Raw genomic sequence first — 5,880 nt, 5'->3', positions numbered from 1 at the left:
CCACCTTGGCAAAGGCAGCGGCCAGCCCTTCGGCCTCGTCGGCAACGGTGAACTTTCCCGGCGCGAAGCCGAACACTGACTTGACCCCGTCGCTCACTCCGCCGCCGGCGCCATCGGGAAGCGCCAGCCCGGTGACGGTGCGGATGGCTGCGATCAGCCTCTTCTCCTCGCCGGGCCAGGCGGCGAGTTGCACGATCGAGCCCGGCCTCGTCTCGGTCAGGATGATCTCGACGCCATGCTCGAAATTGCCGTGCGAGCCGACGTGAAATTCCGGCTCAAGCGGGGATTGGTGCTCAACCATGCATGCGGCTCCCGTCCGGATCGAAGAAGTGGTTGGAGACGATCTCGACCGGTCCGAACCGGTTGCGCAAGGGATCGGAGACGTGGGCGCGCGTGCCGTGCCGTGCCTTGCCGCCCTCGACCAGCGCCAGCGCGATATGTCTGCCGAGCGCCGGCGAATAGCAGCAGGCGGTGATATGGCCGATGGAGTCGTGCGGATTGGCTTCGTCAACCTCCTCGACGATGTGGGCGCCACCGTTGAGCGGCCGGTTATCGAGAGCGATCAGGCCGACCAGTTCGAGGCGGTCCGATGCGATCAAGCCTTCGCGGTCCATCATCGCCGAGCCGATGAACGGCTTCTTCTTCGACAGCATCCAGTCGAGATGCAGGTCGCGCGCCGTGGTGCGGCCGTCGATCTCGGCGCCGGTGACATGGCCCTTTTCGATGCGCATGGTGCCCAATGCCTCAAGACCGTAGGTGACCAGCCCGAACGGCTTGCCGGCTTCGACAAGCGCTTTCCAGACATGGGTGCCATGGCCGGCGCCGGAATAGACCTCGAAGGCCATTTCACCGGAGAAGGACAGCCGGCAGATCATCACCGGCACGCCTGATATTTCGCCGCGCACGATGCCCATGAAGGGCAAGGTGGCGTTGTCGACCGACGTGCCGGTGACACAGGCGGCGAGGATCTGCCTGGCCTTCGGGCCGCCGATCGCGGCACCTGCCCATTCGTCTGTCACCGAGGTGACGTGGACTTTCAGCTCCGGCCAGATCACGTCGAGGAAATATTCCAGATGCTGCATCACCTTGCCGGCGTTGGCCGTGGTGGTGGTCATCAGAAAATCCTGCTCGCCGAGCCGCCAGGTGGTGCCATCGTCGAAGGCGAGGCCGTCCTCGCGCAGCATCAGCCCGTAGCGGGCCTTGCCGACGGCCAGCGTCGAAAACATGTTGGTGTAGACGCGGTCGAGGAATGCGGCGGCATCAGGGCCTTGCACCGCGATCTTACCCAGTGTCGAGACATCGACGATGCCGGCGCTTTCGCGCGTCGCCTTGGCTTCGCGCACATAGGCCTGCTCGACCGTTTCGCCTGAAAGCCCATAGATCATCGGCCGGTACCAGAGGCCGGCGGAATACATCGTCGCGCCATTGGCCAGATGCCAGTCATGCATCGGCGTCAATCGTTCTGGCTTCAGGTCGCCAAAACGCTCGGCAGCCAGCGAGCCGATCGACACCGGAGCAAAGGGCGGCCGGAAGCGTGTCGTGCCGACCTCGGGGATCGGCTTGCCCAGCGCCTCGGCCATGATGGCAAGGCCAGGCACGTTGGAGCTCTTGCCCTGGTCGGTCGCCATGCCGAGCGTGGTGTAGCGCTTGAGATGCTCGACCGAGACAAAGCCTTCCCGGTGAGCCAGCCGCACGTCCTCGGCCGTTACGTCATGCTGGAAATCGACAAAGCTCTTGCCCTTGGCCCTGATCTCGAACACCGGGGCGGGGTCGGGATCGCCAGGCACTGCTTCGACGGTCGGCAGCATGGACGGTGTGCTCTGCCCGCCTGCGGCGGCGAGGCCGGCGGCGCGGCCTTCGGCGATGGCTTCGGCCGTCGAGAAGCTTCCGGTGAAGGCGCCTGCGCCGATCCAGCTCTGTGTCGGCTCTGGCGGCAGGAAAGCTTGCCGCGCGGCGTTCCATTCCGCCTTGGCGCCGGCCTGGCTGGCCAGATGGATGGTCGGCGACCAGCCGCCGGACATCAGCAGGCAATCGGCATGGATACTGCGTGCATCACCGATGAGTGCCCCATTGGCCATGTCGAAGCGCTGCAGCTTGAGGCCGGACAGCGCCTTGCCGCCTTCGGTGGCGACGACGGCATGGCCGGCAAAGATCTCTGCCTCGGCTTCCGCGGCCAGCTTGCGCATCTCCGGCGAAAGTTCCGGCCTGACATCGGCGATGGCGACGACCGCGGCGCCGGCCTTCTTCAAGGCGACAGCCGCCCGATAGGCGCTGTCATTGTTGGTGAACAACGCGATCCGCTCGCCCGGCAGCACGCCGAATTCGTTGGCATAGCGCTCGGCGGCATGCGCCAGCATCACGCCTGGCCGGTCATTGCCGGGGAAGATGAGCGGCCGCTCGAACGCACCAGTGGCCAGGACCACGGATTTGGCGCGGATCGCCCAATAGCGATGGCGCGGCTCGCCCTTGCCGGGGTGCTCCTTGTGGTCGCTGACCCGTTCGAGCGCCGCAAGCGTGTTGTTGTCGTAGTAACCCCACACCGTGGTGCGCGGCAGAAGCCGGACATTGTCGCGGCCTGCGAGCTGGGCGACGGTGCGCCGCGCCCAATCGGCGGCAGGCGCGCCATCGATCGTTTCCTCGGACCAGTTGGCCGAACCGCCGAAATGCGGCTCGAGATCGGCCAGCATGACGCGCGCACCCTGATCGGCGGCGGCCTTGGTGGCCATCAGGCCGGCCGGCCCCGAGCCGACGACCAGCACGTCGCAAAAGGCGTTCATGCGTTCGTAGCGGGCCGGGTCTTTCGCCGATCCGGCACTGCCGAGACCGGCTGCGCGGCGGATGAAGTGTTCGCAGAACATCCAGAAACGCGTGCCCTTGAGCGGGCCGAACACCGGTCCCATGAAGGTCTTGTAGTAGAACCCGGCCGACAGGATCTTGCCGCCGAGCTGGTTGACGGCGTTGATGTCCCAGGCAAGCGAGGGAAAGCGGTTCTGGCTGATGGCAACCAGCCCGTCATGGATCTCGACCATGGTCGCTGGAATGTTGGGCTCGCGAACCTCGCCCTTCAGCACCGTCACAAGCGCGTTGGGTTCCTCGACGCCTGCGGTGAGCAGGCCGCGTGGGCGATGGTATTTGAACGAACGCCCGTACAACGTGACGCCCTTGGCCAGCAGGGCTGACGCCAGCGTGTCGCCGGCATGGCCGGTGTAGGCCGTGCCATCGAAGGTGAAGCGGATGGTTTTCAGCCGGTCGATGCGGCCGCCGGTGTCGGCACGGCGCGGGCTCATGCCTTGTCCTCCGCCTTGCGGCGCGCGGCCGGCCCATGATCGCCCCGCGCAAAGGCAACGCTGGAAATCTCATGCGTCAGCGTGTTGCGCACGACCTTGAGATGCGCGCGGCAGCCGCCGGAATGTTGCCAGATCTCATTGTGGTCGCCGGCCGGATTCAGCCGGTCATAGACATAGGCGTTCCACGCCTCGAAATTCTGCGAGGCGGGGTCGGGACGCTCACGATTGCCGTCACCCTGATAGGTGAACTCGATGACGTCGCGCGGGCCGCAATAGGGGCAAGTGATCAACATTGGACTCTACCTATTGCCTAATGCAGCCGCGGGTTTGCACCCTGGCCCTTGTCGTCGATCACCAGCCCGCGGTGGAAGCGGTCGAGCGTGAAGGGCGCGTTGAGGTCGTGCGGCTGGTCCTTGGCGATGGTCCAGGCGAAGCACCAGCCGGAAGCCGGCGTCGCCTTGAAGCCGCCATAGCACCAGCCGCAGTTGAGATACATGCCAGGCAGGGGGCCGGCGGTGATGATCGGCGAGCCGTCCATCGACATATCGCAAACACCGCCCCAGGAGCGCAGCATGCGCACGCGCGCGAGTCCCGGAAACAACGCCAGCATTTCACTCATCACCTCGTCGACGACAGGCAGATTGCCGCGCTGGGCGTAGCTGTTGTAGCCGTCGATGTCGCCGCCATAGATGAGGCCGCCCTTGTCCGACTGCGACATGTAGAAATGGCCCATGCCGAAGGTGACGACCGTGTCGATGAAGGGCTTCAGCGATTCCGTGACGAAGGCCTGCAGCACATGGCTCTCGATCGGCATCGTCTCGATGCCGGCCATCTGCATGACGCGTCCGGTGCTGCCGGCGACCGCCACGGCCACCTTCCTGGCGCGGATGTCGCCGCGCGAAGTGGTGACGCCTGATATGCGGTCGCCGTCGCGCAGGAAGCCGGTGACCTCGCAATTTTCGATGATGTCGACGCCGCGCCTGTCGGCGCCGCGCGCATAGCCCCAGGCCACCGCATCGTGGCGGGCGGTGCCGGCGCGGCGCTGCATCAGGCCGCCGACCACCGGGAAGCGAGCGCTGTCGGAGATATCGAGCGCCGGAATCAGGCGTTTGATCTCAGCCTTCGTCATCAGTTCGGCATCGACGCCGAGATGGCGCATGGCGTTGCCGCGCCTTGCATAGTCGTCGAACTGGGCCGGCGTGTGCGCCAGGTTCAGGCAGCCGCGCTGCGAGAACATGACATTGTAGTTGAGCTCGTGCGACAGGTTCTCCCACAGCTTCATCGAGTGTTCGTAGAAGCGGGTGTTGGCAGGCAGCAGATAATTCGAGCGCACGGCCGTGGTGTTGCGGCCGACATTGCCGGAACCGAGCCAGCCCTTTTCCACAACGGCGACATTGGTGATGCCGTGTTCCTTGGCAAGATAATAGGCGGTCGCCAGCCCATGACCGCCGCCACCGATGATGATGACGTCATAGGACGCCTTCGGGTCAGGCTTGCGCCATGCCGGCTTCCAATCCTTGTTTCCCTTGAGCGCGTTCGCGAGCAGCGAAAAGGCCGAGTACTCTGCCATTGATGTCATCCGGTTCGGGCGATGCGGCAGACTATAGAGCAGGCCGCATCCGCAAAGCCAATATTGCGCCATCGCCTTTCGACTGGCCGACGCCCGGGATGGGATCACTCGGCGTGAGTGATCGGTTGGGGCCAATGATCGGATGGGCTCGCGATACGACGGCTTGCCCCATGATAGGGCCGTCTTTATCAAGGACAGGCTTTCAAATTGCCTTTGCCGCCGATGAGTCGCCAACAAATCATGCTTTTCCGATTGCTTCGTCTCATCCTGGTACTCACGCTGGTCGTTTCGGCGCCGCTTTCGTTTGAGGCGATGGCGCAAGCGCTCGGCCAGGGCTCGGCCGGTTTGGTCACCGATCAGCAAAAGGTCATCCAGGATCTAACGGCCAAGACGGACGATCTCGAGAAGAAGATACAGCAGGACGGTGAGGACGATGCCTCACTCGTGGAGATCCGTCTGCAGCTGGAGGACCTGTCGCGGGCGGCACTCACCAGTGCGCTGGTATTCCGCTCGCGGCTCACCGAGATCAACAATCGCATCGAGGTGCTGGGTCCTCCACCGGCGGCGGGCCAGCCGCAGGAGCCCGACATCGTGACGGGCGAGCGTCAGGCGCTTGCATCGGAAAAGGCCGAGATCAACGCGGTCGTTGCCAGCGCACAGAACCTGTCGATCCGCATCAGCGGGCTGATCGACAAGATCGGCAATATGCGCAGCGAGCTGTTCCGCAATCTTTTGACCAAGCGCTACGTGCTGTCGGATGCGCTGAGCCCGCAGGTGTTTTCCGACGCCCGCGACGAGTTCGGCAATCTCTACAAGGCGGTGTCGTCCTGGTTGAGCTTTGCCTTCAAGTTCAAGTTCCAGGCGATCCTGGCGGCAACCTTCGTGGCGCTCGGGCTGGCGCTGGTGCTGCTGGTTGGCGGCAGGCGTCTGTTCGGGCGGGTGTTCGAAGCCGACCCCACCAATGAGGACCCATCCTATCTCAGCCGCCTTTCGGTGGCCTTCTGGTCGACCTTGCTGCCTGTC

Annotated in this window: 3 protein-coding genes and 2 pseudogenes; 1 reads left to right on the top strand and 4 read right to left on the bottom strand. The window is 64.6% G+C overall.

The genetic code is table 11. The features are described 5' to 3' along the window. From EN949_RS32215 to EN949_RS32200, 4 genes and pseudogenes are all read right to left on the bottom strand, one after another. A pseudogene (locus EN949_RS32215) lies at positions 1-301 on the bottom strand (sarcosine oxidase subunit gamma); the annotation flags it as partial. After that, positions 294-3,287, bottom strand: coding sequence for a sarcosine oxidase subunit alpha (locus EN949_RS32210; RefSeq protein WP_063168221.1), 2,994 nt, complete (start codon positions 3,285-3,287; stop codon positions 294-296). The pseudogene EN949_RS32215 and the gene EN949_RS32210, both read right to left, overlap by 8 nt. Further along, on the bottom strand, positions 3,284-3,580 hold the full coding sequence (locus EN949_RS32205; RefSeq protein ID WP_027160522.1) for a sarcosine oxidase subunit delta: 297 nt from the start codon (positions 3,578-3,580) through the stop codon (positions 3,284-3,286). Before EN949_RS32205 ends, EN949_RS32210 begins: the two co-directional genes overlap by 4 nt. A 17-nt stretch (positions 3,581-3,597) precedes the next feature. Beyond that, positions 3,598-4,857: a sarcosine oxidase subunit beta gene (locus EN949_RS32200; RefSeq protein ID WP_063170258.1), complete on the bottom strand. Its 1,260-nt coding sequence runs from the start codon at positions 4,855-4,857 to the stop codon at positions 3,598-3,600. A 240-nt stretch (positions 4,858-5,097) separates the two neighbouring features. On the opposite strand from EN949_RS32200, the pseudogene EN949_RS32195 reads away from it, so the two are divergent. After that, positions 5,098-5,880: pseudogene (locus EN949_RS32195) on the top strand (mechanosensitive ion channel family protein); the annotation flags it as partial.

The sequence above is a fragment of the Mesorhizobium sp. M7A.F.Ca.US.007.01.2.1 genome (genome assembly GCF_003998165.1).
Lineage (GTDB): Bacteria > Pseudomonadota > Alphaproteobacteria > Rhizobiales > Rhizobiaceae > Mesorhizobium > Mesorhizobium ciceri.
The sequence above is the reverse complement of the archived record's forward strand: the minus strand, read 5'-3'. Positions and strand labels throughout refer to the sequence as shown.